25 protein-coding genes are annotated in these 26,714 nt (G+C 38.2%); 22 read left to right on the top strand and 3 right to left on the bottom strand.

What is annotated here, in order from left to right; translation table 11 throughout:
- Positions 1–61 precede the first annotated feature (61 nt).
- From LBYS11_RS20040 to rlmD, 15 genes are all read left to right on the top strand, one after another.
- On the top strand, positions 62–1,117 hold the full coding sequence (locus LBYS11_RS20040) for a DUF3048 domain-containing protein (protein ID WP_103118859.1): 1,056 nt from the start codon (positions 62–64) through the stop codon (positions 1,115–1,117).
- A gap of 15 nt (positions 1,118–1,132) precedes the next feature.
- The gene (locus LBYS11_RS20035; RefSeq protein ID WP_004225717.1) at positions 1,133–1,453 is read left to right on the top strand and encodes a YerC/YecD family TrpR-related protein; all 321 of its coding nucleotides are present in this window, start codon (positions 1,133–1,135) and stop codon (positions 1,451–1,453) included.
- Between the two features lie 111 nt (positions 1,454–1,564).
- The gene (locus tag LBYS11_RS20030) at positions 1,565–2,254 is read left to right on the top strand and encodes a heptaprenylglyceryl phosphate synthase (protein WP_054548982.1); all 690 of its coding nucleotides are present in this window, start codon (positions 1,565–1,567) and stop codon (positions 2,252–2,254) included.
- Between the two features lie 32 nt (positions 2,255–2,286).
- The gene (gene pcrA, locus LBYS11_RS20025; RefSeq protein WP_103118858.1) at positions 2,287–4,539 is read left to right on the top strand and encodes a DNA helicase PcrA; all 2,253 of its coding nucleotides are present in this window, start codon (positions 2,287–2,289) and stop codon (positions 4,537–4,539) included.
- Between the two features lie 14 nt (positions 4,540–4,553).
- A complete protein-coding gene (gene ligA / locus LBYS11_RS20020; protein ID WP_048394879.1) occupies positions 4,554–6,557 on the top strand; it encodes an NAD-dependent DNA ligase LigA in 2,004 nt (667 codons plus the stop codon).
- Positions 6,558–6,678: 121 nt separating this feature from the next.
- The gene (locus tag LBYS11_RS20015) at positions 6,679–7,818 is read left to right on the top strand and encodes a CamS family sex pheromone protein (protein WP_103118857.1); all 1,140 of its coding nucleotides are present in this window, start codon (positions 6,679–6,681) and stop codon (positions 7,816–7,818) included.
- Positions 7,819–8,051: 233 nt separating this feature from the next.
- Positions 8,052–8,339 (top strand): Asp-tRNA(Asn)/Glu-tRNA(Gln) amidotransferase subunit GatC, encoded by a 288-nt coding sequence (gene gatC / locus LBYS11_RS20010; RefSeq protein WP_004225708.1) that lies wholly within the window; start codon positions 8,052–8,054, stop codon positions 8,337–8,339.
- A gap of 24 nt (positions 8,340–8,363) precedes the next feature.
- Positions 8,364–9,827 carry an Asp-tRNA(Asn)/Glu-tRNA(Gln) amidotransferase subunit GatA gene (gene gatA / locus LBYS11_RS20005; RefSeq protein WP_004225706.1) on the top strand — a complete coding sequence of 488 codons (1,464 nt, stop codon included), beginning with the start codon at positions 8,364–8,366 and terminating at the stop codon, positions 9,825–9,827.
- 1 nt (position 9,828) lies between these two features.
- Positions 9,829–11,256, top strand: a complete 1,428-nt coding sequence (gatB, locus tag LBYS11_RS20000; protein ID WP_048394874.1) for an Asp-tRNA(Asn)/Glu-tRNA(Gln) amidotransferase subunit GatB — start codon at positions 9,829–9,831, stop codon at positions 11,254–11,256.
- A gap of 157 nt (positions 11,257–11,413) precedes the next feature.
- On the top strand, positions 11,414–11,977 hold the full coding sequence (locus tag LBYS11_RS19995) for a thioredoxin family protein (protein WP_054548986.1): 564 nt from the start codon (positions 11,414–11,416) through the stop codon (positions 11,975–11,977).
- A gap of 72 nt (positions 11,978–12,049) precedes the next feature.
- A complete protein-coding gene (locus LBYS11_RS19990; RefSeq protein WP_004225701.1) occupies positions 12,050–12,964 on the top strand; it encodes a diacylglycerol kinase in 915 nt (304 codons plus the stop codon).
- A 429-nt stretch (positions 12,965–13,393) separates the two neighbouring features.
- Positions 13,394–14,740 carry a cytochrome ubiquinol oxidase subunit I gene (locus LBYS11_RS19985; protein WP_048394871.1) on the top strand — a complete coding sequence of 449 codons (1,347 nt, stop codon included), beginning with the start codon at positions 13,394–13,396 and terminating at the stop codon, positions 14,738–14,740.
- A complete protein-coding gene (locus LBYS11_RS19980) occupies positions 14,737–15,762 on the top strand; it encodes a cytochrome d ubiquinol oxidase subunit II (protein ID WP_103118856.1) in 1,026 nt (341 codons plus the stop codon). Before LBYS11_RS19985 ends, LBYS11_RS19980 begins: the two co-directional genes overlap by 4 nt.
- A gap of 13 nt (positions 15,763–15,775) precedes the next feature.
- Positions 15,776–15,898 carry a cytochrome bd oxidase small subunit CydS family protein gene (locus tag LBYS11_RS24045; RefSeq protein ID WP_004225690.1) on the top strand — a complete coding sequence of 41 codons (123 nt, stop codon included), beginning with the start codon at positions 15,776–15,778 and terminating at the stop codon, positions 15,896–15,898.
- 109 nt (positions 15,899–16,007) lie between these two features.
- Positions 16,008–17,375, top strand: a complete 1,368-nt coding sequence (gene rlmD / locus LBYS11_RS19975; protein ID WP_103119110.1) for a 23S rRNA (uracil(1939)-C(5))-methyltransferase RlmD — start codon at positions 16,008–16,010, stop codon at positions 17,373–17,375.
- Positions 17,376–17,596: 221 nt separating this feature from the next.
- Here the strand turns inward: rlmD and LBYS11_RS19970 are convergent, their stop codons facing one another.
- Positions 17,597–18,322 carry a FadR/GntR family transcriptional regulator gene (locus LBYS11_RS19970; protein ID WP_103118855.1) on the bottom strand — a complete coding sequence of 242 codons (726 nt, stop codon included), beginning with the start codon at positions 18,320–18,322 and terminating at the stop codon, positions 17,597–17,599.
- 225 nt (positions 18,323–18,547) lie between these two features.
- Here LBYS11_RS19970 and LBYS11_RS19965 point away from each other — a divergent pair, with 225 nt between their 5' ends.
- From LBYS11_RS19965 to LBYS11_RS23335, 4 genes are all read left to right on the top strand, one after another.
- Complete coding sequence (locus tag LBYS11_RS19965) at positions 18,548–19,933, top strand: FAD-binding oxidoreductase (protein WP_103118854.1); 1,386 nt, start codon at positions 18,548–18,550, stop codon at positions 19,931–19,933.
- A gap of 11 nt (positions 19,934–19,944) precedes the next feature.
- Positions 19,945–20,928, top strand: coding sequence for a bile acid:sodium symporter family protein (locus LBYS11_RS19960; RefSeq protein ID WP_103118853.1), 984 nt, complete (start codon positions 19,945–19,947; stop codon positions 20,926–20,928).
- A gap of 305 nt (positions 20,929–21,233) precedes the next feature.
- Positions 21,234–22,202, top strand: coding sequence for a tRNA dihydrouridine synthase (locus LBYS11_RS19955; protein ID WP_103118852.1), 969 nt, complete (start codon positions 21,234–21,236; stop codon positions 22,200–22,202).
- Positions 22,203–22,511: 309 nt separating this feature from the next.
- Positions 22,512–22,667 carry a hypothetical protein gene (locus tag LBYS11_RS23335; protein WP_199768279.1) on the top strand — a complete coding sequence of 52 codons (156 nt, stop codon included), beginning with the start codon at positions 22,512–22,514 and terminating at the stop codon, positions 22,665–22,667.
- 320 nt (positions 22,668–22,987) lie between these two features.
- Here LBYS11_RS23335 and LBYS11_RS19950 read toward each other — a convergent pair whose 3' ends face one another.
- Positions 22,988–23,308, bottom strand: a complete 321-nt coding sequence (locus LBYS11_RS19950) for a YflT domain-containing protein (protein WP_103118851.1) — start codon at positions 23,306–23,308, stop codon at positions 22,988–22,990.
- 293 nt (positions 23,309–23,601) lie between these two features.
- Here LBYS11_RS19950 and LBYS11_RS23845 point away from each other — a divergent pair, with 293 nt between their 5' ends.
- From LBYS11_RS23845 to LBYS11_RS19940, 3 genes are all read left to right on the top strand, one after another.
- Positions 23,602–24,132 (top strand): hypothetical protein, encoded by a 531-nt coding sequence (locus LBYS11_RS23845; RefSeq protein ID WP_233732211.1) that lies wholly within the window; start codon positions 23,602–23,604, stop codon positions 24,130–24,132.
- Positions 24,066–24,938, top strand: a complete 873-nt coding sequence (locus tag LBYS11_RS19945; protein WP_233732207.1) for a S1C family serine protease — start codon at positions 24,066–24,068, stop codon at positions 24,936–24,938. Before LBYS11_RS23845 ends, LBYS11_RS19945 begins: the two co-directional genes overlap by 67 nt.
- Positions 24,939–25,240: 302 nt before the next feature.
- Positions 25,241–26,437, top strand: a complete 1,197-nt coding sequence (locus LBYS11_RS19940; RefSeq protein ID WP_103118850.1) for an MFS transporter — start codon at positions 25,241–25,243, stop codon at positions 26,435–26,437.
- 70 nt (positions 26,438–26,507) lie between these two features.
- On the opposite strand, the gene LBYS11_RS19935 is transcribed toward LBYS11_RS19940, so the two are convergent.
- Positions 26,508–26,711: an alpha/beta-type small acid-soluble spore protein gene (locus tag LBYS11_RS19935; protein WP_004225662.1), complete on the bottom strand. Its 204-nt coding sequence runs from the start codon at positions 26,709–26,711 to the stop codon at positions 26,508–26,510.
- Between the last annotated feature and the right edge of the window lie 3 nt (positions 26,712–26,714).

The raw sequence follows: 26,714 nt of genomic DNA, 5'->3' as shown, positions 1-26,714 counted from the left end.
AAGTGTTTCAGTTGTTTAAACAATTACAAATATTGTAATTGTTCAAAGGAGAGATATGCTTGTGTTCAAATCGAAAAAATTATGGATTGCTTTTGCATTTAGTGCTTTGGTAATCGGGGGATGTTCAAAGGATACACCAAAAGTCAAAGAGGATGATGAACCAATTGTAGAGGAAGAAGCAGTAGTGGAGGAGCCTGTGCAACAACCAGCATTTGTTGCACCACTTACTGGGGAGGCTGTACAAGAAGAAATTACACAGCGACCAATTATCGTAACCATTAATAATCATCCAGCGGCACGTCCACAATCAGGCTTAGTTGCGGCGGATATCATTTATGAAATGCTTGCAGAAGGTAATGTGACACGCTTTTTAGCAGTATACCAAAGTGAACTGCCTGAAAATATTGGGCCAGTTCGTAGTGCACGCTCTTATTTTATCGATATGGCCAAGGGATTTGATGCCTTTTATGTAGCACATGGCTATAGTCCAGAGGCGAAAACAATGCTTGATCATCGTATCGTCGACAATATCAACGGTATGGCTTATGATGGTATTCTGTTTAAACGTTCTAACGACCGCGTTGCGCCACACAATTCCTATATTACATCAGAAAACATTCTAAAAGGTGCTGAAATGGTAGGCGCTTCAATGAATTACAGTGAAAAAGTACTTCAGGCTTTTTATGAACCAGATGAACGTGGTAAAATAGGTATTGAAACAAGTCAAGTTGACATTTATTACGGAAATAATGAAGATTTCCATAACGCGTATGTGTATAATCATCAAACTAATCACTATGAACGACAATCGGCTAGCGTGGACACAAAAGATATGTTAACAGGCGAAACAGTGTCATTAGCAAATGTTCTATTTTTCGAAATGGATCACCAAACAATTGATGATATTGGTCGCCAAGCAATTGATTTAACGTCTGGTGGAAATGCGTATGTATTTCAAAATGGCTATTTGAGGGAAGTCAAATGGGCTAATGTTAATGGAATACCAATGGCTGTAGAGCAAACAGGGGATCCTGTAAAGCTTGTACCAGGAAAGTCGTGGGTTCATTTCGTACCATCTTCGCCAGGGTTACAAGCAATGGTGAAAACGCAGCCTTAAAGGGAGGAAAATTGTATGCAAATCGAAAAAATTCGGGGGCATCAAACAGATCAATTATTTAAAGCAGTGTTAGAGTTGAAGGACATCGAGGAATGCTATAAGTTTTTTGATGATTTATGTACGATTAGTGAAATTCAATCGTTGGCACAACGCTTTGAGGTTGCACATTTATTACGATTAAAGAAAACCTACGAATCCATTAAAAAGGAAACAGGGGCAAGTACTGCAACTATTTCGCGCGTGCGTCGCTGCTTCGATTATGGGAATGATACATATGATGAAATGTTAGGTCGTTTGTATCCAGATGAAAAACCATTCCAAGCACCAAAAGAATAGTCAGAAAAAAGGCTGAGTAGAAGTTCTACTCGGTCTTTTTCATTTTTTTGTCGTGAATCATAAGCTATACTTGTAAACGAATAGATAGAAAATGATAGGTGGTAAACATAGATGGATTATTTAGAATGGAGACATGTGTTCAAGCTAGATCCAGCGAAGGACATTTCCGATGAAGCATTAGAAAAAATTTGCGAGTCTGGGACAGATGTTATTTTAGTTGGGGGAACAGATAATGTAACGTTGGATGGGGTATTAGATTTACTTGTTCGAGTGCGTCGTTTTGAGGTGCCGATAGCACTTGAAATTTCTACGATCGATGCGGTAACACCAGGTTACGACTATTATTTCATCCCAACGGTATTAAATAGTGATGATCCAAAATGGATTAAAAATTTACATCACGAGGCTATTAAAGAATACGGCGATATTATGGTATGGGATGAATTAGTAGCGGAAGGATATTGTATTTTAAATCCTGATTGTAAAGTAGCCCATGTAACGGGTGCGAAAACAGATTTAACAATTGATGACGTGGTAGCTTATGCACGCATGGCAGAGAATTTCTTTAAACTGCCTGTTTTTTATTTAGAGTACAGTGGAATGTATGGCAATCTAGAGGTAGTTAGTGCTGTGAAAAACGAACTGAAGCATACCAAACTCTTTTACGGTGGTGGCATAACATCTGTAAAGCAAGCAGAGGAAATGGCACGCGTTGCAGATACGGTAGTAGTTGGAAATATTATTTACGAAGATTTAAAAGCTGCACTTGCGACTGTTAAGGCTGTTAAAAATACGTTATAATTTTAGAACAAATGTTTGTAAGGCGGTGCGAAATGGAACAGTTAACAAAAAATTTACTAGCAGGCATGAATCCTGAACAAGAAAGAGCAGTTAAAACAACTGAAGGACCATTACTCATTATGGCAGGTGCTGGGTCAGGAAAAACACGAGTTTTAACACATCGTATTGCTTACCTAGTTATCGAAAAGGAAGTATATCCTTCTAAAATTTTAGCGATTACATTTACAAATAAAGCAGCACGAGAAATGCGTGAACGTATTGATGGCATTCTTGGTAATGGTACGGGCGATAGTATGTGGGTTTCTACTTTCCACTCTATGTGTGTAAGAATTTTACGTCGTAATATCGATCAACTAGGCATTTCTCGTAATTTCTCTATTTTAGATTCTACGGATCAGCTTTCAGTCATCAAAAATGTGATGAAGGAAGAAAATATTGATCCAAAACGTTTTGAGCCACGAGCAATTTTAAATGCTATTAGTGCAGCAAAAAACGAGTGTATAGCAGCGGATGATTACGCAGGCCAAATGAATGATAAGAATCCTTATGAACAAACAGTTGCACGTGTCTATAAAGGCTATGAGAAAAGATTACGCCGCAACCAATCCCTTGATTTTGATGATTTGATTATGACGACGATTACGTTGTTTAAACGTGTACCTGAAGTGCTTGAATATTATCAAAATAAATTTCAATATATTCATGTCGATGAATATCAAGATACCAATAAATCTCAGTATTTACTTGTACAGTTACTAGCAAAGAAATTTAAAAATATTTGTGTTGTAGGTGATTCCGATCAGTCTATCTATCGTTGGCGTGGTGCAGATATTGGGAATATCCTATCCTTTGAAAAGGATTATCCAACTGCAACGGTGATTATGCTAGAGCAAAATTATCGTTCAACTAAACGCATCCTACAGGCAGCCAATGACGTCATTCAAAATAATACAACACGTTACCCAAAAGAATTACGCACAGAAAATTCAGAAGGTGAAAAGATTGCACTATATAAAGCTTATAACGAGCAGGAGGAAGCGCAATTTGTTGTACAAACGATTCAACAGTTAATTGAAAAAGAAAATCGTTCATTTGATGACTTTGCTATTTTATATCGTACAAACGCTCAATCTCGTGTAATGGAGGAAGTACTTGTTAAGTCCAATATGGCCTATCAAATAGTAGGCGGAACAAAGTTCTATGATCGAAAAGAGATAAAGGACTTACTAGCATATTTACGACTTATTGCTAATAATGATGATGATTTATCACTAGCACGTATTATTAATGAGCCAAAGCGCAGTATTGGTGCAACTTCCTTTGAAAAAATGGCACGTTATGCGATAGATCAGGATCGTTCGATTTTTGACGCGATGAATGATCTTGTTTTCATGGGATTATCAGGGAAAGCAGCAAATTCGGCTGAGCAATTTTATGCCATGATTAAAGGCTTTACACAAATGCAGGAATATCTATCTGTCACTGAAATTGTGGAGCAAGTTATTGATAAATCGGGTTATCGAGCAATGTTACAAAACGAAAAAACAATTGAAGCAGAAAGCCGTTTAGAAAATATTGAAGAGTTTTTATCTGTCACAAAGGCTTTTGAAGAGCGCAGTGATGATAAAAGCTTAATTGCCTTTTTAACAGATTTAGCCCTTATAGCTGATATTGATGCACTCGACAAAGAGGATGCATCCAAAGGCAATATTATTTTAATGACGATGCATGCAGCTAAAGGCTTAGAGTTCCCAGTTGTCTTTATTATCGGTATGGAGGAAAACATCTTCCCACATTCACGCTCACTAGACGATCAAGAAGAAATGGAAGAGGAACGCCGCCTTATGTACGTAGGTGTGACCCGTGCTGAGGAACGTCTATATTTAACATGTGCCCAAAGCCGAACGATTTTTGGTCGTTCAAGCTTTAATAATGCATCCCGATTTTTAGGTGAAATTTCTCAAGATATTACAGAGTCAATTTCTAAGGCAGGGACAACATCAACAGTACCATTTGCTACTAACAATCGTTCAACCGGTGGCCATCAAAAGCGTACGCTGGGTGCTATTCAGCAAACACAACCTGCCACAGCACGTTTACAAGCAACGGGGGGAGATCAATTTGGATGGAAAGCTGGAGATAAGGCGATTCATAAAAAATGGGGAACAGGTATGGTTGTTAGTGTAAAAGGTGAAGGTGATAGTACAGAGCTTGATATCGCATTCCCACAACCAATTGGTATAAAGCGATTACTTGCTCAATTTGCACCGATTGAAAAAGCGTAAGCGGAGGAACGTAAATGAACGAAATAGAACAGCGTATAGCGGAGTTAAATAAATTACTGCATGAATATGGTTATGCCTATTATGTGTTAGATAAACCTGTCGTAGCAGATAGTGTCTATGACCAGCTATTACAGGAACTGATTGCATTAGAAGAAGCGAACCCATCCCTTATTTACCCCGATTCTCCTACGCAGCGTGTTGGTGGAGCAGTGGTAGAGGGTTTTAAAAAAGTGACGCATGATTACCCAATGCTTAGTCTTTCAAATGCTTTTCATGAAGCGGATTTACGAGAATTCGATCGTAAAGTGCGTCAGGCTATCGGAGATCAATTTTCATATGTATGTGAGCTGAAAATAGATGGTTTAGCTATTTCATTAAAATATGAAAATGGCATGTTTGTACAAGGGGCTACAAGAGGAGATGGTGTGGTAGGAGAAGATATTACCGCCAATTTAAAGACAATCCGTGCGATTCCCCTTCGTTTAAAGGAACCCATTACGATTGAAGTACGTGGTGAGGCGTATATGCCAAAAAAATCCTTTGAAAACTTAAATGCCCAACGTGCTGACAACGGTGAGGAGTTATTTGCTAATCCACGGAATGCTGCTGCTGGCTCATTACGTCAGTTAGACCCTAAAATTGCGGCCAGTCGCCAATTATCAACGTTTATCTATGCCATTGGCGGAGACGGTGAAGTATATGGTATCGACGGTCATGCAGAAATGCTTGATTATTTAGAAGGCTTAGGCTTCCCTTCCAATAAAGAACGCCAACGATGCTCTACTATTGAAGAGGTAATGGCCTTTATAGAACATTGGACAGAAAACCGTCCAAAATTAGCTTACGAGATTGACGGAATTGTTATTAAAGTTGACCGTTATGCTCAGCAAGATGAACTAGGTTATACAGCAAAGAGTCCACGCTGGGCGATTGCCTACAAATTTCCCGCAGAGGAAGTTGTTACAACGTTACTTGATATTGATTTAACAGTAGGTCGTACAGGTGTTGTTACTCCTACGGCGATTTTAACCCCCGTACAAGTAGCAGGAACGACCGTTCAACGTGCTTCTTTACACAATGAAGATTTAATTCGAGATAAGGATATTCGTCTTGGAGATACAGTTATTATTCGAAAAGCTGGTGACATTATTCCTCAAGTTGTGGGTGTGCTAATAGAACAACGTCCTGAGGATTCAGTCCCTTTTGTCATGCCAAAAAATTGCCCTGTTTGTGATAGTGAATTGATTCGGATTGAAGGCGAAGTTGCCCTGCGCTGTGTAAATCCTGCGTGCTTTGCGCAAATTGCAGAAAGCATAAAATATTTTGTTTCTCGAAACGCGATGAATATTGACGGTCTGGGGGATAAAGTAGTGGAGCAATTATTACGTGCAGATTTAATACATGATGTTTCTGACCTGTATCATTTAACGGTAGAGCAGCTTGTGGAATTGGAGCGTATGGGCGAAAAATCAGCAACTAATTTAGTAAATGCCATTCAAGCATCGAAGGAAAATTCGATGGAGCGTTTATTAATTGGACTAGGAATTCGTCATGTTGGTGAAAAAGCAGCCAAAATCGTATCAGAGGAATTTGGTTCAATGGAAGCAGTGATGGCTGCAACAGAGGAGCAGCTTGTGGCAATTTATGAAATTGGAGATAAAATGGCTTCATCGTTAGTGGAGTATTTCTCAAATGAAGATGCACGAGCAGTCATTAAGCGTCTTGCTGAAGCAGGCGTGAATATGACATACAAAGGTAAAAAAGTAGAAGTAGCGATAGGTGATAGTCCTTTTGCAGGTAAAACAATTGTCTTAACTGGTAAACTTGAGCAATTGACACGCAACGAAGCAAAAGCGAAAATAGAAGAGTTAGGTGGTACAGTCACGGGTAGTGTCAGCAAAAAAACAGATCTAGTGATCGCAGGTGCGGATGCAGGCTCTAAACTAACAAAGGCTGAGCAATTGGGTATCGAAGTTTGGACTGAAGATAACTTAATTGAACAACTTAACCTCATTTAATAAGTGCATGATATCCTCCCTTTTATGAATAGGAGGCAATGTTGAGTGCACAACCGTTACAACAAGGCGTCGAGTAGATTCGTCGACCTAAAATTGACTATTAGTAAAGGAGCACTAAATAATGAAGTCTTTTCGACTCATTCCAGCAATCGTAGCTGCTGCAATGCTAGTCGGCTGTGTGCCTTCTGACAAGAAGGAGACAGAGCTTACACAGGAAACGCAACAGAAAGAAAAAGCTGAAACAACAATTATCCCAAGCATACAAATTGATGAATCTTATTATAAGACGCTTATCCCTTATAAAGAGAGTGCAAGTAGAGGTCTAGTGGTATCTAACATTTATACGAAATATGATATGAAGGAAGTTGAATCAGGTTTAATGCGTTTATCTCAAAACGAGTTCGACACAGAAAACTACTACTTCCAAGAAGGTCAATATTTAGCTGAAAGTACAGTAAGCTCTTGGCTTGCTCGTAGTTCACAAACAGAGGATGGATTAAATCCACCGACAACAGACACAATGACACCTGAGGAGCGAGCAACAAAGGCTCCAGTTTATTTATCCCATATTGTAGAGCAAAACTACTTAACAAAAACGAAGGATAATAAAGTGAAACTAGGCGGGATTTCAATCGGTCTTGCCTTAAATTCTATCTATTACTATCAAAAAGAACAGTATGGCGAATATTACGAGGAACCAATTTCAGAGTCTACTCTTATTGAGCAGGGCAAAAAAATGGCTACTGAAATCGTTTCTCGTTTACGTTCACGTGAAGAGTTAAAGGATGTACCGATTGTAGTCGGTCTGTTTAAGCAGCAAGCCCGTAATCAAATTATTCCAGGGACATACTTTAGCTATGGTGTAGCAAAAGCTGGGCAGAACAGCATCGCTGATTGGGAAGGTATAGATGAAAATTACGTCTTGTTCCCAACAGATGATTCACAAGATGTATACCGAGATGTCAACAATAACTTCAAGAACTTCAAGCAAGATGTTGATAAATATTTTTCTAACTATACAAGTGTGATCGGAACTGGTTTCTATCGTAATAAACAAATACAAAACCTTTCGATTGAAATCCCAATCCAATTTTTCGGCAAAGCAGAGATAAAAGGATTTACGCAATATTTAACAGGGATTTTAATCAATCAATTTGATAATATTCATGTGGAAGTGAGTGTTACTTCAGTGAATGGTCCTGAGGCATTAATCATCAAAAAGGCCAATGACAAGGACCCTTACGTGCATGTCTATGATTAATATAGTCAGCCTTTGTGCTGACTATATTTTTTATGGTAATGGATTGAAATAGAGGAACACAACAGGATGATAGAGACAACACTTTGTTATAGTAGTGAAAGTTTCTATATTTTTAGTGAAAGTTGTGATTTTTAAAATGAAAAATGTTATGATTATTGGCATGGTTAACTTTATTCAACCCTATTGTTATCAATAAAAACAATGAATTGAACAAGTATTCGGAGGTGTGAAAAATGGCTAAATTAACAAAAGAAGAAGTAAAGCACGTGGCAAATTTAGCACGTCTTGCAATTACAGAAGAAGAAGCAGAGAAATTTGCTGAACAGCTTGGTAAAATTACAGACTTTGCGGAGCAGTTAAATGAACTGGATACAACAAATGTTGAACCAACAACGCACGTTTTACCATTAGTGAATGTAATGCGTGAAGACGTAGCAGTAAAAGGTTTAGACCGCGAAGTAATGATGTTAAACGTAAAAGAACAAGAAGATGGTCAAGTAAAAGTACCAGCTATCATGTAATACTAAAACATAGGAGGATTCCTCATGACGCTATTTGAACGTTCAGCTAAGGAGTTACAAGCAGAAATTAAAGCGGGTAACTTATCAATCGCTGACTTAACGAAAGAAGCATACGAGCGTATTGCAAAGCTTGATGGCGATGTACAAGCATTCCTTGCTTCAAACGAAGAAAAAGCAACTGCTCAAGCTGCTGAAATGGATAAAGTACCATTTGAAAAGCGTGGACCATTATTCGGTCTACCGATCGGTGTGAAAGACAACATCGTAACAGAAGGCTTAGAAACAACATGTGCCTCTAAAATTCTAGAAGGCTTTATGCCAATCTATGATGCAACTGTTGTCAACAAGCTACGTGAAGCTGGCATGATTACAGTTGGTAAATTAAACATGGACGAATTTGCAATGGGTTCTTCAAACGAAAACTCATACTATAAAACAACAAAAAATCCATGGAACTTAAACCACGTACCAGGAGGTTCTTCAGGTGCATCTGCAGCAGCTGTAGCAGCTGGTGAAGTACCATTCTCTCTTGGATCAGATACAGGTGGTTCAATCCGTCAACCTGCAGCTTACTGTGGTGTTGTAGGGATGAAACCTACATATGGTCGTGTATCTCGTTTTGGTCTAGTTGCATTCGCATCTTCTCTAGATCAAATTGGACCAATTACACGCAATGTTGAAGATAATGCGCTATTACTAGAAGCTATCGCTGGATTAGATCCAAATGATTCGACTTCTGCGAATGTTGAGGTGCCAAATTACGCTGCAGCTCTTACTGGTGATGTTAAGGGCTTACGTATCGCTGTGCCAAAAGAATTCCTTGGTGAAGGAGTTGGTGAAGCAGCTCGTCAATCAGTGCTTGCGGCATTAGAGGTATTAAAAGGCTTAGGTGCTACTGTAGAAGAGGTATCACTTCCTCACTCGAAATATGCACTAGCTGCGTACTATATCCTTTCTTCATCTGAAGCGTCTTCTAACTTATCTCGTTTCGATGGTATCCGCTATGGTTTCCGTGCAGAAAACGTTACAAATTTAATGGACCTTTATAAAGAAACACGTGCACAAGGCTTTGGTGATGAAGTAAAACGACGTATCATGCTAGGTACTTATTCACTAAGTGCAGGTACGTATGATGCGTACTACAAAAAAGCACAACAAGCACGTACATTGATCAAAGCAGACTACGATAAAGTATTTGAAGACTTTGATGTTATCATTGGACCAACAGCTCCAACACCAGCATTCAAGATTGGTGAAAATGTTGATGATCCAATGACAATGTATGCAAACGATATTTTAACAATCCCGATGAACTTAGCAGGTGTACCAGCGATTTCAATTCCTTGTGGCTTTGAAAACGGCCTACCATTAGGTTTACAAATAATTGGTAAATATTTCGATGAAGCAACTATTTACCGTGTGGCTCATGCTTTTGAACAAGCAACTGAGTTCCATAAAGAAGTTCCTCAAATGTGGGAGGGAAAATAACATGAACTTTGAAACAGTCATTGGTTTAGAAGTACACGTTGAGTTGAAGACTAACTCAAAAATCTTCTCACCAGCACCAGCTCACTTTGGTGCTGAACCAAATACAAATACAACAGTAATCGATTTAGGCTATCCTGGGGTCCTACCAGTCCTGAACAAAAATGTAGTAGATTTCGCTATGCGTGCAGCACTTGCACTCAATATGGAAATCGAACAAGAAACAAAGTTTGACCGTAAAAACTACTTCTATCCAGATAATCCGAAAGCTTATCAAATTTCACAATTCGATAAACCAATCGGTAAAAATGGTTGGATTGATATTGAAGTAGACGGCTATACAAAACGTATCGGTATCACACGTCTTCATATGGAAGAAGATGCTGGTAAACTTTCACATGCTGGTGACCATTCACTAGTTGACTTTAACCGTCAAGGAACACCGCTTGTTGAAATCGTTTCTGAGCCAGATATTCGTACACCAAACGAAGCATATGCATATCTCGAAAAATTAAAATCGATTATTCAATATACTGACGTATCTGATTGTAAGATGGAAGAAGGCTCATTACGTTGTGATGCCAATATTTCTATTCGCCCTTATGGTCAAGAAGAATTTGGTACAAAAACAGAGCTTAAAAACCTGAACTCCTTCAACTATGTTCGTCGTGGTTTAGAGCATGAAGAATTACGTCAAGCAGATGTATTATTATCTGGTGGCGTGATTGAGCAAGAAACACGTCGTTTTGATGAAAAAACAGGTAAAACAATTTTAATGCGTGTTAAAGAGGGAACAGACGATTACCGTTACTTCCCAGAGCCAGACTTAGTTCGTCTTTCAATTGATGATGCATGGTTAGAGCGTGTGAAATCTGAAATTCCTGAGCTTCCAGATGCTCGTAAAAAACGCTATGTTGAAGAACTAGGCTTAACACCTTATGATGCTGGAGTTCTTGTTATCTCTAAAGAGATCTCAGACTTCTTTGAGGCAATGGTAGCAAATGGGGCAGATGCTAAGCTTTCTGCTAACTGGTTAATGGGAGATGTTTCTGCTTATTTAAACGCAGAGCAAAAAGATCTAAAAGATACTGCATTAACACCAGAAAACCTTGCTGAAATGGTGAAATTAATCACAGACGGTACAATTTCTTCTAAGATCGGTAAAAAAGTATTTGCTGAATTGGTAGAAAATGGCGGATCTGCACAGGATATTGTGAAAGCAAAAGGCTTAGTGCAAATTTCTGATGAAGGTGCATTACTAGCAATCGTAACAGAAGTTTTAGATAACAATGCTCAATCTATCGAGGACTTCAAAAATGGTAAAGATCGTGCGATTGGCTTCTTAGTTGGTCAAATTATGAAGGCAACAAAAGGTCAAGCTAACCCACCAATGGTTAATAAATTATTACAACAAGAAATTGCCAAACGATAATACTCGTTGTAACATAATAGCCGAGAGAGCTTCATTGCTCCCTCGGCTATTAATTTTCAAAAATGTAACAAATTTGCATTTTGCGAAACTTAATAGTTGTTTAAAAAGAGTATTCATAGCAAAATATAGAATAGACAGTAATAAGGGGGACGAGCCAATGAAAACAGAACAACAGTATTTTAATGAAGCTATATCAATACAGCAATATATGGAGAACATGACGACGTTAAAAGAAGAAAGCTTTCGTATTTATGATGGCTTTGAAGTACCAACAAACGATGATTTTATTGAGTTATTAAAAGAAAAACAACCTAAAATTTTAACGATTACAGAGGATTGGTGCGGAGACGCAATGTTAAATAATCCAATTATTCGCCGTATTGCTGAAGCGGCAGGATTAGATATGCGTACCGTTTTCCGTGATGCTGATACAGAACTAATTGATCGTTATTTAACAAACGGTGGTCGTGCAATTCCAATTTATCTATTATTAGATGATGCTGGAGAAGTGATTGGAAAATGGGGACCACGCGCACCAGAATTACAAGAGTTCGTCGTAACGAAACGAGCAAGCTTACCAGATAAAGAAGATCCAACATTTGAAGAGGCACAAAAGGCTCTTTATGCAGAAATTCGTGAAGAAAATATCTCCAATCAAACATATTGGACATTTGTTTATGAGGACTTTAAGAAGCAAGTAACAGAAGCATTACAAAAATAACAAGAGTATTGCAACATTTCAACGTACAAATCGTTGAATGAAGTAGAATCTTATGAAGCAGGAAGGTATGTTATGAAACGAGCAAGAATCATTTATAATCCTACATCTGGACGCGAAGTGTTTAAGAAACATCTACCAGAGGTGTTGGAAAAACTAGAGGTAGCAGGCTATGAGACATCCTGTCACGCAACAACATGTGAAGGCGATGCAACGCTTGCAGCAAAAAATGCGGTAGAACGCGGTTTTGATATCATCATCGCAGTTGGTGGAGATGGCACATTAAATGAAGTTGTTTCAGGTGTAAGTCCATTTGAAAACCGTCCGAAAGTTGGTCTAATTCCAATGGGCACTACAAATGATTTTGCCCGTGCCGTGCATATCCCTCGAAATATTGAAGAGGCAGTAGACATTATTATTCAAGGCGACACATTGCCAGTGGATGTTGGTCTCTTAAATGGCGAACGCTATTTCATCAATATTGCTGCTGGCGGACGTATTACAGAGCTAACATACGAAGTACCAAGCAAAATGAAAACAATGCTTGGTCAGTTAGCCTATTATGTAAAGGCAGTTGAGATGATTCCATCCATCAAAGCCTCACATATGCGCATTGAATATGATGGCGAAGTATTTGATGGCGACGCTATGATGTTCCTATGTGGGTTAACGAATTCAGTAGGCGGCTTTGAAAAACTAGCTCCTGATGCAAGCATTAATGATGGTTACTTTACTTTAATAGTGCTAAAGAAGGTAAGTCTTCCTGAATTTATTCAACTAGCAGCCATGGCACTAAGAGGCGAACATTTAAATGATGATCGTGTCATCTACAAAAAAGCTAGCGTTGTCAAAGTTACTACAGAAAATGAGGTCCACCTTAACCTCGATGGCGAATATGGCGGAGACGCTCCTGCTACATTTGAAAACCTAAAGCGTCACATCGAAATCTTTGTTCCACTCGCAGATATTCGAGAGGAAGACCGTATTTAATGAACCCGAAAAGCTCATCCGATTTTATTGTGGATGAGCTTTATTTTGTATTTTTTTGATTGCTTGAAGTGCTCTCAAAGAAGGAGAGGCCGCTCCAAATTAAAATTCCATCATTAGAATAAAACTGGCTAAATCCCATAAACTAAGCTTTAGAAGTAAGAATGTGAATGAAATTAGAAAAATGTTTGGCAAATGTGCGTATATTACTTGAACAAAATTTGAAACCTTAATAATAGACTGAAGTTTCGGTCCGTTATTAAGGTTTTTTTCGTTGGAATAGTGGAAAATGGGGGTATGGATAAGGGAAAGGAAGTGTTGCCTTTGTATAAGTCACAAGAAAAGAAGCTTATATGGCTAAGCTTTGGTGTTGCAATCATTATGCTACTTTCTATTCTTGGAAGAATATTTGGAAGTTAAGGGGGCAATGAGATGATTAATGAATCAGCGGTCTATTGGAGCCGAGCATTAACGGAGTTAACATTATCGTTCCATATTATTTATGCAACAATTGGTGTGGGTGTCCCGTTAATGATTATGATTGCTCAATGGACTGGGTATAAAAAGAATGATGAACATTATATCTTAATGGCAAGACGTTGGGCCCGTGGTTTTGTCATTACTGTAGCAGTCGGCGTGGTAACTGGAACCGCAATCGGCTTACAACTATCATTATTGTGGCCTAATTTTATGCAACTCGCTGGTCAAACAATTGCGTTACCACTTTTTATGGAAACGTTTGCATTTTTCTTTGAGGCGATATTCTTGGGCATCTATTTATATACTTGGGATCGCTTTGATAGTCAGAAAAAGCATATGCTTCTGTTAATCCCTGTTGCTGTCGGAGCATCGATGTCAGCAGTCTTTATCACAATCGTTAATGCTTTTATGAACGCACCAAGAGGATTTGATATCGTAGACGGAGAACTTGTTAATATTCAACCTTTTCTTGCAATGTTTAACCCCGCCATGCCAACGAAGGTTGCACATGTACTTGTGACAGCGTACATGACATCGGCATTTGTGCTAGCAGCTATTGCAGGATTTAGAATGTTAAAAGGCTCGAAGCATGTATACCATAAAAAATCACTACTTTTACTAATGAAAATTGGCTTGATTTTCTCCATAGCAGCCGCTGTGATTGGAGATTTTTCAGGAAAATACTTAGCTGAATATCAACCCGAAAAACTAGCAGCAGCAGAATGGCATTTTGAAACAGAAGGTAAGGCGTCTCTTGTATTATTTGGTGTCTTAGATGGAGAAGAAGTTAAATATGCTATCAAAATTCCGTATGCTTTAAGCATTCTTGCACATTTTAATCCTAATGCAGAGGTAATCGGCTTAGATCAATTTGAGGAAGAGGATCTACCGCCACTCTATATTCACTATCTCTTTGATATCATGGTTTCCATTGGTATGTTTATGATGCTAGTTTCATTACTTTATGTTGTAGGGAAAGCACGGGGCTGGCAGTTTATTCATTCACGATGGTATAGATGGATTATCGTAGCGGGAGGACCACTATCAATTATCGCGATTGAAGCAGGTTGGTGGCTTGCCGAAGTTGGACGTCAACCATGGATACTTTATGGACTAATGCGTACACCTGAGGGAGCTACGACGAGCGACCATGTGGATTTAATGCTGCTTTTATTCGCAGGAGTCTATGCAGTATTAGCAGTGGGAAGTATTGTCGTATTGGTAAGAATGTTTAAAAAGAACCCAATCGAACGCGAGATTGAAGATCGCCACTCTGAAAAAGGCGGTGACATCCTATGACGTTAGAGATTTTAGGTATTTCAGTATTATGGATATTCCTATTTGGCTATGTCATAGTCGCATCAATCGATTTTGGTGCTGGCTTCTTTAATGCATATAGCCTACTTATTGGAAAAAATCATATTTTAACAAATATTATTAAACGTTATTTATCGCCTGTTTGGGAAGTTACCAATGTCTTTTTAGTATTCTTCTTTGTAGGAATCGTAGGTTTTTTCCCGCAAACCGCTTTTTATTACGGAACGATTTTACTTGTGCCCGTTAGTATTTCGCTTGTACTATTGGCAATTCGAGGCTCCTACTATGCCTTTGAATCGTATGGTACACGAGGCCATATCGGATATACACTGACATATGGTGTAGCAGGTTTATTAATTCCCGCTTCTTTATCCGTTGTCTTTGCCATTGCTGGTGGAGGCTATGTTGATGTAATTGATGGGCAGCCTGTGCTGAACTACTGGACTTTATATACAAGTCCATTTGCTTGGAGCATTGTGGTACTAAGTATCGCTGCGGTATTGTATATTTCAGCCGTATTTTTAACATGGTACGCGCATAAAGCAAATGATAGCAAAGCAACGAAACTAATGAGAAAATATGCTCTTGTGTGGGCAGCACCGCTAATGATTAGTGCGCTTGGCATTATGTATGAAATGAAATCCATCAACCCAGAGAGCTACAGTCATATGGTAAATTTATGGTGGATGTTTGCGATTTCAGCTGTCTTATTTATTGTCACAGTCGTACTCATTGCCATGCGTAAAAAGTACGGACTTGCAGTTGGGCTCCTGATTGCTCAATTTGCAGTAGCCTTCTTTGCTTATGGAATTGCTCAATATCCATACCTACTGTATCCGTATTTAACCATTTACGATAGCTTTACAAGCACACAAATGGCGATCGCTTTAGTTATCGCATTTATTTTAGGACTGTGTCTTCTTCTTCCTTCACTTTATTTATTGATGAAACTATTCTTATTCAATAAAAAATATGTGACAGGAAAAGAAGACAATCACGCATAGGAGGAAAGCACATATGCAAAGTTTTTTAATTTTTTATGCACCTTTTATTGTCGTCATTCTTGGGATCTTGTGTGCATTTTGGTGGGCACCAAGGGATTATCATATTACAAAAGAGCAGGAAAAGAGTCGCGAATAGCGACTCTTTTTTCAAGTTAATTAGCAGAGACGCGCAACAGCCAAGTCTTGTTCTTTTTTCATTCGCCAACACATGCTACAATAAGGAGATTGAAATGGAGGATGTACGAATGTCAGCACCCGTGAAAAAAAATGAACGACTTTCAGTTTATATAGAAGATCTAACGCATGATGGCAATGGTGTCGCAAAGGTTGAAGGTTATCCACTATTCATACAAGGCGCACTGCCAAACGAAACGGCCGAAATCCATGTGTTAAAAACATTAAAAAACTATGGCTTTGCAAAGGTAATAGATATTATCAAGCCATCTCCAGACCGTGTTGAAGCTCCATGTGATTACTTCAAGCAGTGTGGCGGCTGTCAATTACAGCATTTATCCTATGAGGGGCAGCTAAAATGGAAAGAAAATATGGTGCGCAATGTGATGCAGCGGATTGGTAAAATTCATGCACCTGTTCACCCAGTAAAAGGTATGAAAGAACCTTGGCACTACCGTAATAAAGCACAAATTCCTTTCTCTGAAAATGAAGCAGGACAAGCGATTGCCGGCTTTTATAAAACAAAAACGCATAGCATTGTGGATATGGATCGCTGTTTAATTCAAACAGGAGAAGCAGATGCTATTCTTGCAGGCTTGAAAAAGGAATTAGCAACGTTAGGTGTTCGCTCTTACAATGAGCATACACATGAAGGCATGTTGCGTCATGTCGTTATCCGTAAAGCACGAGCAACAGGAGAAGTCATGGTTGTCCTTGTAACGAAAAAGAAAAAGTTCCCACAAAAAGAGGCAGCTATTGCAGTAATCCAAAAGCTAGTGCCAAACGTTACATCAATTATGCAAAATGTGAATAGTGAGAAAACCAATGTTATTTTTGGTGATGACACAATCAACCTTTGGGGTAAAGACGTTATTATTGATACTATCGGTAATGTACGTTTTGAAATCTCTGCTCGTTCTTTCTATCAAGTCAACCCAGAGCAAACAGAGGTCCTCTACAAGCAAGCACTAGATTATGCTGACTTACAGGGAGATGAACGTGTCATTGATGCGTATTGTGGAATTGGTACGATTTCTTTATTCCTTGCTCAAAAAGCAAAGACTGTCATGGGCGTGGAAATTGTCCCACAAGCGATTGAAGATGCCAAACGCAACGCAGTGCTTAATGGTTTTACAAATACTTATTTTGAGGCAGGCCCAGCAGAGGAAGTTATCCCAAGATGGTATAAAGAAGGCAAGGAAGCAGACGTACTAGTAGTTGATCCACCGCGCAAAGGCTGCGATGAAGCACTGCTAACTACTATTCTAGAGCAACGACCAAAACGAGTGGTCTACGTATCCTGTAACCCAGCCACACTAGCACGCGATCTTCGCATTTTAGAGGATGGCGGCTATCAAACGCAGGAAATCCAGCCAGTGGATATGTTCCCGCACTCCACACATTGTGAAGCCGTGGCATGGCTTAAGTTAAATGTGTAACACATTACTAAACTCATCTATACAATATAAAAATTACCGTTTTAGGACGGAATTTAGTTAAAATCAATAAAAACTCGGATTCGATCAAATACGAATCCGAGTTTTTTTCGATGTAATTTCTTCCATCTGTAACATTCACTAATTGAGCCAATTCCCACTGACAAAAACCATTCAGAACATCCTATCACTTATAAACTATATATAATTGTGTATCTCTAGTTTTAATTGTTTTTTTCTCCAATATGACTTAAAAGAGACTCTGTTAATTCTCGTCTTATTTGCGTGATATGGTTTTCCATGAGTTGCTTAGCTTGGTTCGCATCTCCAGAGGCGATGGCTAAGTAAATTTTTTTATGTTCATCGATAGTCTCTTGCGTTCGTTCTGGATCTTCCAAGCGTTGTCTGCGGGTAGCTCGGATTGTGTCTTGCATATGCTCACTAAGGGTTTGAAACAATTGTAAAAATATTGAATTATGTGAGGCGAGTACAATATTAAGATGGAAACTTAGGTCTGCTTGAATTCCTAATTCTACATCATTTTTACCTTGATCCATCATGTCTAATGCTTGGCTAATTCGTTCTAAGTCTACAGAAGTAGCTCGTCGTGAAGCTAAAAAGGCACACTCCACTTCAAGTGCTTGGCGAAGCTCCAACATTTCATAAATTAATTTTTTTTCAGTATTAATAATTGTAGAGGAAAGTTCTTCACCTAAAGTATGGGACTCTGCTGTTTTAATAAAGCTACCACTGCCTTGTTTAATTTCAATAAATCCCTTTATTTCAAGCTTTCGAAGTGCCTCTCTTACCGATGTTCGACTGACATTAAAACGACTCGCTAATTCTCTTTCTGTCGGGAGTTTATCCCCAGGCTGTAATTCACCATTTAAAAAATATTCCTTTATTTGATCAACAATTACTTGATACGCTTTTTTCTTTGGTTGAGGCATTACCTATCTCACCACCTTAAATACATAGTACTATAAACGCTTTAATCATACAGAAATACAGCATGTTTATCAATTTAAGAAAAAAATTAATAGTTGATATTTTCTGAATATTTAGTACAATGTAAAAAGGTTGGACCAATTTCAAGAATATAGAAAATTGGTATGACATATAAAATTAATAATTAAACCATCCAAATACTATGAGAGCAAAAGGGGAAGGAAAAAATGATTACTACAAATGAAGAATTAGTGATGGCCCTACGAAGTGTTCTTCCAGAAATTGAAGTGACAATCAATCAAACGATTTTAGAACAGCATAGCAGTGATGAATCCTATCATAGTGCCTGTCTACCCGATATTGTGGTATTTCCGACAAAGACAGAAGAAGTAAGTAAGATAATGAACATAGCAAATCAATACAAAGTACCAATAGTGCCATTTGGAAGAGGAACAAGCTTAGAAGGACATGTGATTCCTTATAATCATGGGATAACAATTGATTTTTCACTCATGAACAAAATAGTAGAAGTTAGAGAGAAGGACTTTCTTGTGAAAGTTCAACCAGGGGTGACACGTTCTCAATTGAATAAAGAGTTGAAGAAATATGGATTATTTTTCTCCGTAGACCCAGGAGCAGATGCGACAATTGGAGGGATGGCCGCAACAAATGCTAGTGGGACAACATCTGTTAAATATGGAACTATGCGCGATCAAGTTCGAGATTTAGAGGTTGTTCTGTCAGATGGAACAGTGATTCATACAGGGAATTTAGCAGAGAAATCTTCATCGGGCTATCATCTAAACGGTCTCTTTGTTGGGTCAGAGGGAACACTTGGTTGTTTTACTGAGTTGACGTTAAGAGTTTATGGTATTCCTGAATGTGTCATGGCTGCAAGAGCGTCCTTCGAAACAGTGAATGATGCTGTGGAAGGAGTTGTGAGTATTCTACAAGCGGCAATTCCCATTGCAAGAGTTGAACTTGTCGATGAACCTTCAATGAAACAAGTGAACTTGTATAGTCAAACAGCTTATGAGGAACAACCAACCTTATTTTTGGAATTTGAGGGGAATGAGGCTGGCTTAAGGCAGGATGTAGAATTTATGAAAGAGATTGTAGCGGCTCATAATTGCAAAAATATTGAATTTGAGATGGATAATGCAGCCCGAAATCAACTATGGGAAGCTCGCCATAATTTAGCTTACGCCTATGTCCATGGACATCCAGGAAAAAAACTAATGGTAACCGATGTTTGCTTACCGATATCCGAGTTAGCAGGTGCTATTGAACATGCAAGAGAAGCACTTGATATATTAGCGCTTACAGGTGGGGTTGTTGGACATGTTGGTGATGGAAATTTCCATGTACTATTAATGATTGATATGAATGATCCAAAGGAAATAAAGAAAGCTGATGAATTAAATGAGTTGATTGTGATGTATGCACTAGAACGAGGAGGAACTTGCACAGGAGAACATGGTGTGGGCATTGGTAAGCAGAAATATCAAGAGAAAGAACACGGTAAAGCACTTCTAGTGATGGAAAAGATTAAACAAGCACTTGACCCTGACACACTTTTCAATCCGAATAAAATATTGAAAATAAAAATATAGGGAGTGGAAATATGAAAATTTTAGAAGCGATTAGTACGATTGCTGGAAAATACTTTGCTATATGGGTTATTTGTATTGCTGTTATTGCCTTTATAGCTCCAGAACCCTTTTTAATATTTGGGGGGTATATCACGATTTTGCTAGGCATTGTTATGTTTGGCATGGGTCTGACACTAAAAGCAGTAGACTTTAAATTGGTTATAACGAATCCAGTACCAGTCATTATTGGTGTATGTGCTCAATATGTTATCATGCCACTTTCCGCTTTTTTAATTGCTTATATAATGAACTTGCCAGCAGAATTAGCTGCAGGGCTAGTCCTTCTTGGATCTGTACCAGGTGGAACTGCTTCAAACGTCATGGTGTATTTAGCTAAAGGAAATGTACCTTTGTCCATCACAATGACATCCTTTTCGACATTATTAGCTCCAATTGCCACACCATTCATCCTGTTATTGCTTGCAGGTAAATGGATGCCAGTTGATCCCATAGCGATGTTTACTTCAATTATTCAAGTAATTATTATCCCTATTATCCTAGGGATTATTATCAGAAGAGTTGTTCCTCAAATCGTAGAAAAAAGTATTAATGTGATTCCTCTTATTTCAGTAGTTGCTATTATGATTATTGTATCTGCTGTTGTTGCTGGTAATGTCGATACCATCGCTTCGGCAGACTCCATTATTTTTGCAGCTGTAGTGCTTCATAACGCATTCGGATTGTTATTTGGTTATATAACAGCTCGTGTATTAGGCCTCGATGAAAGCAATCGAAGAGCTATTTCAATTGAAGTTGGAATGCAGAACTCTGGTCTGGGTGTAGCGTTAGCCACTGCCCACTTCGGTCCCTTAGCGGCCCTACCTAGTGTACTTGGGGCTGTTTGGCATAATATTTCTGGTCCGATTCTCGCTACCTATTGGTCGAAAAAACCAGAGAAACCAGAGGTACAGTATAATAAACAGATGCAAGAAGATAACGGCAGAACTCAAATATAGAAAGTAAATATTGAGTTCCACCCGATAGTATTGCAGTCATATTATCTATTTTGTTTAAATCCACCTCACAAATGGATCCATTCGAAAAAATATAGAAATGAAAATTAGGTATAATAAAAGTAGATGAGGTAGAAACAATCTATACCATCTACTTTTTGTTTGTTAAAATACCATTTAGGACTGATTTTCGTTAAAATAAACATTGTTGATTTTTGCATTAGCTCTTGATAAATAATGCTTCTACCTCTATTAGGTAATGAGGTAAATATATCAATATGTCCATAGTGAGAGGATTTGGAATTAACATGATAGATAATTTTTGGCGCGATTTACCACGGCCTTTTTTTGTGCTTGCACCGATGGAAGATGTAACGGATGTTGTTTTTCGTCACGTTGTAAGTGAAGCAGGTCGACCAGATGTGTTTTTTACTGAGTTTACAAATTCCGATAGCTACTGTCATCCAGAGGGAAAGAAAAGTGTGCACGGTCGTTTGCTCTTTACAGAAGATGAGCAGCCAATGGTGGCACATATTTGGGGAGATAATCCCGAATATTTCCGTGAAATGAGTATTGGCATGGCAGAGCTAGGTTATAAAGGCATTGATATTAACATGGGCTGCCCTGTACCGAATGTAGCATCAAGAGGGAAGGGGAGTGGCCTTATTCTCCGACCAGATGTGGCGGCAGAATTAATTCAGGCAGCAAAAGCGGGGGGACTGCCTGTTAGCGTGAAAACACGGCTTGGCTACAAGGATGTAAATGAGTGGGAGGATTGGCTAACGCATATATTAAAGCAGGATATTGCGAACCTTTCGATTCATCTACGAACAAGAAAGGAAATGAGCCTAGTAGATGCGCATTGGGAGCTTATTCCGGAAATCAAAAAACTTCGTGACCGTATTGCACCTAATACGCTACTGACGATCAATGGAGATATTCCTGACCGTCAAACGGGACTCCAACTAGCTGAACAATACGGGATTGATGGCGTGATGATTGGACGAGGTATTTTTAAAAATCCTTTTGCTTTTGAAAAAGAGCCAAAAGAGCATAGCAGTAAAGAGTATCTTAATCTTTTAAGACTGCAGCTCGATCTTCAAGATCAATACGCGGAAGAACTACCACGTTCCATCACAGGACTTCATCGCTTCTTCAAAATTTATGTCAAAGGATTCAGAGGAGCTGGTGAATTAAGAAGTCAATTGATGAACACAAAATCAACGGATGAAGTGCGTGTATTGCTAGACAACTTTGAATCAAACAATATTGAATGACAATGAAATGATGGAACTACAAATAAAGTCAAGTAAATAACAGTAGAAGTAGGAGCAAAGATTTGAGGATGAGATTTCCCTTTCTTTGCTCCTTTCAATTTATCGCTATTGAGGTTTTGTCAGATGCTAGGGGGAGGGCTCTTGTTTTTATGTTCTTCTGTTTAAATGTAGTTTTTATCTAGTAATATGAACCCTCACAATTGATTTATCCTTATTTTTACAAATTCCTTTTAGTGGTATTAATATATTTTGAAACTAAATGGTTAAAATAGTCGTATAAGGTATTATAGATTAGAGGAGGTCGGAAAAATGGATTATACTAAAATCTATAATGAGGAACTGATTGCCTTAGTAAAAGAGAAAATAAAGTCCATCGGTGAAATTAAAGCGGTGAAGTTTGTGAGAGAACAAACAGATATGTCCTTAATACAGGCAAAAAAATTTGTCGATTTTTGTAAAGAATAGACGTAAAAATTAGAGTCATTAAACTGTAGCTCTAATTTTTTATGAATTTATCTTCAATAGTCATTGAACTACTAAATAAGAAATATATGAGAAAACGCTATTATTAATAAAAATTAGTTATTCAACAAACGGGCGATTTTTCATAATAAGGAAAAGTGTCATTCTTTATGAATAGGACCATATTGTTAAAGAAGACTCTTTAATGAAGAAGAAGAAAATTTCCTCGAGCAGATCATTGACAATAGTTGAAAGGCTATCTTGAATACAGAGACGAAGGTGTAAAATGAAACAAACCCGGGATTGGATTCCCGGGTTTGTTTTTACTTATTGGCAATTATGACCAATTTACCTGTATCCAGTTCCTTTTCGAATTGAGCAGCTTCCGATTCACTTAATCCGACAGAAGCTAACTTGTTGCGGAGTTCATCTCCACGGGAATTCACCAGGTTCTTCAGAGAAGTCAGGAACCCTTGCTCGCTAATACCAGCTTCTTCAGTCCCGAGTGCTTCGTTAATATCATCTTCACGTTCTTCATAGTGCGCAAAGATGTAAATGTTATCTCGAAGATATCCTTTCGCTTCTAATTTCTCCACTTCTTGTTTCGCCTGTACTACGTTTTCTACTGTCAATTTGACTGTCATTATTGATCCCTCCTATATATGTTCACATTCAATCTATTCCACTAAATTGAATGGATAAAACATCTTTTTAGTTTTTAATTATGTTAGAGTGGCATTAACAACTAATGGAATACTAATGAACAAATAGAAAAAATTGGGAGTTGTTATTCTAAATCTTTATTCCAAAGCTACGTCCAATTCTTTATAGAGTCGGGTTTTTTTGTTTGCAATCAATAGAGGATTTAGAGAAACATCAGAGAATTGTATATAAGTACCATTATATGTAATGAAGAGCTTATAGGAGTTGTATGAAGATGATTGTGACAACTAGACCGTTAAAAATTAAATACAATAAATCAGCAAATACTTTTCAGGAGTTTATGCAAATTAATCACAACAAACATTCTCTTACGAAGGAAGTTGTTTTTCTACGATATATCGGTATACCTGATTCTGTAGATTTTTATAAAGATGAGATTCTAAAAATGGAGGAGTATTTCTCCAAGCAAAGCATTTTTTATTTACGACTGCATAAGCTTGAGGTCATTCGTAATAAGGAAGATGTAGATAGATTGTCGGAAAGTTGGAGAATGTGGCAGACTGCTGCTGAAAACCCGCAATTACTGTATAAGCTATCTTTGTGCAGTAAATTAGCGAGTGATCAACTTGAATGGACAAAAAAGCTAAGCTTTAAACAGATGATTCAACTATTTAAAGAAAATCAGCCTTATCCTAATGAAACGTTGTTAAAAATTTTGCCGTTAAATTTTTGTATTGGATGGATTATTATTTACCACAAATTTTTTCGGAGGAAAATCCAACGTCCCCCAAAATTGTTTTTATAGGTGACATTACGCAGCATGAATTACTATTTTTATATTTCTTATCGTCACTGGGGTGCGATATTTGTTACATGAATCCCAAAGGAGATATTGCCAATATGTACCCTATAATAGAAGCGTCTTCTACCTTACATATGTGTCGTCATTTCTATGAAAAAGAAATAACATTGCCTATTAAAAGTACTTCAAGACAATTGAACATTCCTGCTCAAAAAACGAATGCGACAGAGGAGTGGAGTTATGAGCAATTAGCCTCCTTAGCCACATCTGTTGTGATGATTAAGACCTTCGGGGAGGATGACAAGGTTTTATGCTATGGCTCTGGTGTCGTTCTCCACCAAGATGGATATATTTTAACAAACCTGCATGTTGTGGGTGGTGGAAAATATTATTCTGTGCTCTATGAAAATGATACCAACGAGTATATTACCCATCAATTTGTAAAATATCATGATATGCATGATTTGGCTATTTTGAAGGTAGACAGAATAAGCCATCCTTTACCTGTAAAAATGGATGGACAATTAGTTCGAGGGCAAAAAATTGTGGCGATTGGCAGTCCGTTAGGATTGTTTAACTCAGTTTCTGATGGGATTGTTTCGGGTTTTCGTGATATTCGGCAAATGTCTATGATTCAATTTACAGCCGCTATATCAAATGGCAGTTCAGGTGGTGCTTTATTGGATATGCATGGGCGATTGGTTGGTCTGATTACAGCAGGCTTCGATGATGGTCAAAACCTTAATTTGGCTGTACCTGCCAATCTAATTTATCAGTTTGCTCAAAACTTTATAGAAATACCGTGTTGAATTTCCACTATTCGACCATTGCTTTTTCTTCAGTAATCTTATAGAATGTAGAACGGTATAAATGAACGATATATAAATCCTTTAATACGGTCCAGAGAGGCTGAAAAGGGCTATGTGATATTTTTAAGCTAATATCTTTGCTTTGTCATGCCCTTTTGTCCTCTGTGACGGAAGGGCTTTTATTATTGTTCCGTACTCCTCTTTTAAAGGAAGTCCCGTGAGGCTTCAAAAGAGAATGGACAAGACAGCTATAATCCATTCACTAAAAGAGATCGACAACTAGAAAATGGAGGCTAAAAAGAATGGATTATCGTAAAAAAACCGTGGTTGCTTCAGTGGCAGGGCTAACGCTAGAAGGAATGGACATTATGTTTATTTCCTTTGCTATGACAATGATTATTGCAGAATTTAATATTGATCTTGCAACAGGTGGATTGATTTCATCCATCACGAATATTGGGATGCTACTGGGTGGTATTATTTTCGGTGTATTAGCAGATAAATATGGTCGAGTAAAAGTGTTTACGTATACGATTATTTTGTTTGCCATCGGAACGGCCTTAACAGGAGTAGCAACAAGTATTGAACAAGTTTATGTTTATAGATTTATCGCTGGTTTAGGTGCTGGCGGAGAATATGGTATTGGGATGGCGCTTGTGGCGGAGGCTTGGCCAAAGAATAAACAAGGCAGAGCATCCTCTTATGTCAGTGTAGGTGCACAATATGGAGTAATTTTAGCCGCTTTATTAAGTGCTATTATTTTACCAACTTTAGGGTGGCGTGCATTATTCTTTGTAGGATTACTACCAGTTATTTTTGCCTTCATCGTACGTAAAAATATTGATGAATCACCAGAATGGTTAGCAGCGCAGAAACAACAAAATAATAAGCAAGAGAACGGGAAATTAGCACAATTATTTGCTTCACCTCGTATCACCATGACAACACTCTCCCTAATTCTAATGGCTACTGTTCAAATTGCAGGCTATAATGGTCTAATGATTTGGCTACCTTCGATGTTACAGAAATCGCAAGGTTTATCGGTTTCAAGCTCAGCATTGTGGACAATTAGTACCGCAGTTGGCATGATCATTGGAATGCTGACGTTTGGCAGATTTATGGATCGTTTTGGTGCAAAGCGAACATTCGGGATCTTTTTAGTAGCCTCTGCATGTGCTGTATTCTTTTACTCGTTTGCAACAGGTGCAGTAGCGATATTAGTAGGCGGTGCGGTTGTAGGATTCTTCTCTAATGGAATGTTTGCAGGGTATGGTGCATTAATTAGTAGCTTTTATCCAGTACAAATTCGCAGTACAGCAACAAACACCATTTTTAACTTTGGACGAGCTATAGGTGGGTTTTCACCAATCTTTGTAGGTTTTATTTTACAAAGCTACGATATGACTGTCGTGATGATTTACTTAGCAGCACTGTATTGTATTTCCTTTATCGTTATGCTAACGCTTAAGAGCTCAGGGAAGGAATTGCAAATAGCATAATTTTATAGAGCACGAAAGAACGAATTCCAATTATGTAAATGGGATTCGTTCTTTTCTTATTAGTATTTAATTATAATAAACCTTTTGAACGTTTTTCAGCGATTTCAACAAGACGTTTTGTAATCTCTCCTCCAACGGAACCATTTGCACGAGAAGATGCTTCTGGCCCAAGCTGAACGCCAAACTCTTGTGCAATTTCATATTTCATTTGATTGACAGCCTCATGTACTCCAGGTACTAGAAGTTTATTTGAACTGCGGTTATTGTTAGCCATTGT

Source organism: Lysinibacillus sp. YS11 (assembly GCF_002896375.1).
Lineage (GTDB): Bacteria > Bacillota > Bacilli > Bacillales_A > Planococcaceae > Lysinibacillus > Lysinibacillus capsici.
The sequence above is the reverse complement of the archived record's forward strand: the minus strand, read 5'-3'. Positions and strand labels throughout refer to the sequence as shown.

Coding starts and splice junctions, on each gene's coding strand:
- LBYS11_RS20035 (WP_004225717.1), top strand. CDS start 1,133: ATGCAAATCGAAAAAATTCGGGGGCATCAAACAGATCAATTATTTAAA.
- LBYS11_RS20030 (WP_054548982.1), top strand. CDS start 1,565: ATGGATTATTTAGAATGGAGACATGTGTTCAAGCTAGATCCAGCGAAG.
- pcrA (WP_103118858.1), top strand. CDS start 2,287: ATGGAACAGTTAACAAAAAATTTACTAGCAGGCATGAATCCTGAACAA.
- ligA (WP_048394879.1), top strand. CDS start 4,554: ATGAACGAAATAGAACAGCGTATAGCGGAGTTAAATAAATTACTGCAT.
- LBYS11_RS20015 (WP_103118857.1), top strand. CDS start 6,679: ATGAAGTCTTTTCGACTCATTCCAGCAATCGTAGCTGCTGCAATGCTA.
- gatC (WP_004225708.1), top strand. CDS start 8,052: ATGGCTAAATTAACAAAAGAAGAAGTAAAGCACGTGGCAAATTTAGCA.
- gatA (WP_004225706.1), top strand. CDS start 8,364: ATGACGCTATTTGAACGTTCAGCTAAGGAGTTACAAGCAGAAATTAAA.
- gatB (WP_048394874.1), top strand. CDS start 9,829: ATGAACTTTGAAACAGTCATTGGTTTAGAAGTACACGTTGAGTTGAAG.
- LBYS11_RS19995 (WP_054548986.1), top strand. CDS start 11,414: ATGAAAACAGAACAACAGTATTTTAATGAAGCTATATCAATACAGCAA.
- LBYS11_RS19990 (WP_004225701.1), top strand. CDS start 12,050: ATGAAACGAGCAAGAATCATTTATAATCCTACATCTGGACGCGAAGTG.
- LBYS11_RS19985 (WP_048394871.1), top strand. CDS start 13,394: ATGATTAATGAATCAGCGGTCTATTGGAGCCGAGCATTAACGGAGTTA.
- LBYS11_RS19980 (WP_103118856.1), top strand. CDS start 14,737: ATGACGTTAGAGATTTTAGGTATTTCAGTATTATGGATATTCCTATTT.
- LBYS11_RS24045 (WP_004225690.1), top strand. CDS start 15,776: ATGCAAAGTTTTTTAATTTTTTATGCACCTTTTATTGTCGTCATTCTT.
- rlmD (WP_103119110.1), top strand. CDS start 16,008: ATGTCAGCACCCGTGAAAAAAAATGAACGACTTTCAGTTTATATAGAA.
- LBYS11_RS19970 (WP_103118855.1), bottom strand. CDS start 18,322: ATGCCTCAACCAAAGAAAAAAGCGTATCAAGTAATTGTTGATCAAATA.
- LBYS11_RS19965 (WP_103118854.1), top strand. CDS start 18,548: ATGATTACTACAAATGAAGAATTAGTGATGGCCCTACGAAGTGTTCTT.
- LBYS11_RS19960 (WP_103118853.1), top strand. CDS start 19,945: ATGAAAATTTTAGAAGCGATTAGTACGATTGCTGGAAAATACTTTGCT.
- LBYS11_RS19955 (WP_103118852.1), top strand. CDS start 21,234: ATGATAGATAATTTTTGGCGCGATTTACCACGGCCTTTTTTTGTGCTT.
- LBYS11_RS23335 (WP_199768279.1), top strand. CDS start 22,512: ATGGATTATACTAAAATCTATAATGAGGAACTGATTGCCTTAGTAAAA.
- LBYS11_RS19950 (WP_103118851.1), bottom strand. CDS start 23,308: ATGACAGTCAAATTGACAGTAGAAAACGTAGTACAGGCGAAACAAGAA.
- LBYS11_RS23845 (WP_233732211.1), top strand. CDS start 23,602: ATGATTGTGACAACTAGACCGTTAAAAATTAAATACAATAAATCAGCA.
- LBYS11_RS19945 (WP_233732207.1), top strand. CDS start 24,066: ATGGATTATTATTTACCACAAATTTTTTCGGAGGAAAATCCAACGTCC.
- LBYS11_RS19940 (WP_103118850.1), top strand. CDS start 25,241: ATGGATTATCGTAAAAAAACCGTGGTTGCTTCAGTGGCAGGGCTAACG.
- LBYS11_RS19935 (WP_004225662.1), bottom strand. CDS start 26,711: ATGGCTAACAATAACCGCAGTTCAAATAAACTTCTAGTACCTGGAGTA.